This is a genomic window from Corynebacterium sp. HMSC059E07 (assembly GCF_001814395.1).
GTDB classification, from domain to species: Bacteria; Actinomycetota; Actinomycetes; order Mycobacteriales; family Mycobacteriaceae; genus Corynebacterium; species Corynebacterium hesseae.
In genome coordinates, this window is sequence record NZ_KV816309.1 from 1 (window position 1) to 2,082 (window position 2,082).

A 2,082-nucleotide genomic window follows, 5' to 3' on the forward strand; every position below is an offset into this window, starting at 1 on the left:
AAAATCAACGCACTCTAAAACCGGAAGGGCCGGATAGATGTTTCAGAAATACTTCTTGATCCTCCGGTAGATTACGTTCTTCGGGCTGATAAAATTAGTGATAAAAGTATCGAAATACCTTCAGCTATTTTTGCAAAAACCTTTCTCGGAGGGAGAATTGATGGGGTTGTCAACGACAAGAACTTATATTGTGAGGCATTTTCCATCAATGGGAGAGAATATCAGGCGCGAACTCTAAAGGCTCAAATGACTTCAAAACCTGGGGATTCAGGCGCCCCTGTCTATAATCCTGCAGGAGAATTGGTGGCCCTCATTGAAGGCGGCAATGGGAAAGGGGATACTACTATCACGCCGCTTTCTTTCCTGGAGGAAAAACTCTCTGAAGACTCTTCTTCTAATGAGTGTAAAGGAAATGGTTAAATTACACAGCCTGTTTGCTAGGAGATTTTCCGCTTTATCTAACGACTAGTTGCAGCTGCTACGCAAAAGAGGAGGCGGAATCTGCTCAACGACTTCCTGCGCTAGCGACGAGTCGGATTTGGACGGTGTTGGTTGTTGCCGAGTGTATTTTGTTAGTCGGCGGACGTAGCGCCATCGGCAGATGCCTCAATACTAGTCCTTGTCCTAACATCGAGAAGTTTTAGAGTGCGTTAATTTTGTCGCTTTAGTCGAGGGCTTGTCGGTTTATTGATTGCTTGATTTCGCTGCTTCAACTTATAGAACCCTAGTCATCGTTCACCGGTGGCTCGGGATCTGCGTTTGTTGTTGTCATTCTAGAAGCGGGTGCCAGCGCAGCTCTCGGAAGCGGGCAAAGCCCTGATCTTGGCTCAGTAAGGTTGCTTCTTCTTCTATTACGGACGCGGCTATCCAGGCATCAGGGATGTCGCTGGCTTTAAGCTTGTGCAAGCGCACCAGTTCAGTGAAGGTTGTCCAGGTCCCTGGGCTGGAGCTCAAAAGAGTGCCCGTTTGGGGCCGCTAAAATGGTATTGAGTGCAGTCAGTGCTTGCTGGGCGGTTAGTGGTTTGTGGAATAGCTTGTGGTTGGTCATAACTCGAACAAGGCCCGTTGCCACAACATCCAGGAGCCCAATTGTTTCATGCCGATTCAGCGCACCACTTAACCACTGCTGAGCGGGTTTATGTTGTGGTGCTGCGGAGTGGAAGGTATAAACGAGAATGTTGACATCAGGAATGATCATCGAGCACCGCCCATACGGCTTCTTTGTCGCTGAGATCAACTAGAGCTGGTCCGCCGCAATCGAAGGAGGGGAGGTTTATCCTGGTGTGCATACCTTTAGGGTAGAAAGCATCAAGTCATCAATCAATAGGTGCGATGATGCATCTTCCTTCTGGAAGCCGTGAATGGTTGACTGGTGTCTTAAGTCAGTGCGAGCGTCAGGATCGGTACTCCGATGGAGAATGCGAGCATGCCTAAGCAGTTGATCCAGAATGCGCTACCGAGGAAGTGGGCGCGGACATGGGCTGCTGCGGCCGCGCAGAAATAGGCGATGACTCCAATCATGGCTGTGATTCCTACGCCGGGGAACCAGAGGCCGGCAATGAGTCCTACGGCGGCGAGGCACTTGATGACAATGAGCGCCCACCACCAGTCCTTGGGGAGTTTGACGCCGCTGAGGCAGGCTTCGATGAAGGGGACTGGTTTGAGGGAGAGGGCGGCGTCGCCAAGCAGAATGGCTGCTAGTAGAAGGGAGGGCCAGGCTGGGGAAGATTCTAGGATCATTGGGTTACTCCGAATGCGGTGTTGAGGCGTTCGATCGATGAGGCGGCTTGGGATGTGAGGTGCTCGGTGTCGTAGATTCCGGCGGCCCAGCCGATGAGTAAGCCGAGGTAGACGTTGTACAGCAGGTCGGCGTACTCGGCCGCATCGGCGCTGCTGAGCCTGGTGCCGAGTCGCAGGGTGATTTCATCGGTCAGGAGCGTTTTGAGTGCGGTGAGCGCTTCGCCTTGATTGCCTTGTTGGATGAGTGCTGCGCCAAAGGCGCGGGAGAGCTCTTCGTGGCCGGTAAACATCTGGAGGAAAGGTCTCAGTGGGGTTGCCCGCAAATTGTGGACACGTAGCGGA

Annotated in this window: 3 protein-coding genes and 1 pseudogene; 1 reads left to right on the forward strand and 3 read right to left on the reverse strand. The window is 52.3% G+C overall.

The annotated features are described in order from the left end of the window. Positions 1–246: 246 nt before the first annotated feature. Positions 247–420: a hypothetical protein gene (locus HMPREF2967_RS13100; protein ID WP_158014685.1), complete on the forward strand. Its 174-nt coding sequence runs from the start codon at positions 247–249 to the stop codon at positions 418–420. A gap of 496 nt (positions 421–916) precedes the next feature. On the opposite strand, the gene HMPREF2967_RS13250 is transcribed toward HMPREF2967_RS13100, so the two are convergent. The 3 genes and pseudogenes from HMPREF2967_RS13250 to HMPREF2967_RS06855 all read right to left on the reverse strand — a co-directional run. After that, positions 917–1,198, reverse strand: coding sequence for a PIN domain-containing protein (locus tag HMPREF2967_RS13250; RefSeq protein ID WP_070510735.1), 282 nt, complete (start codon positions 1,196–1,198; stop codon positions 917–919). A 179-nt stretch (positions 1,199–1,377) separates the two neighbouring features. Continuing rightward, the gene (locus HMPREF2967_RS06850; protein WP_049157746.1) at positions 1,378–1,740 is read right to left on the reverse strand and encodes a DoxX family protein; all 363 of its coding nucleotides are present in this window, start codon (positions 1,738–1,740) and stop codon (positions 1,378–1,380) included. Beyond that, positions 1,737–2,082, reverse strand: a pseudogene (locus HMPREF2967_RS06855) (TetR/AcrR family transcriptional regulator); the annotation flags it as partial. The gene HMPREF2967_RS06850 and the pseudogene HMPREF2967_RS06855, both read right to left, overlap by 4 nt.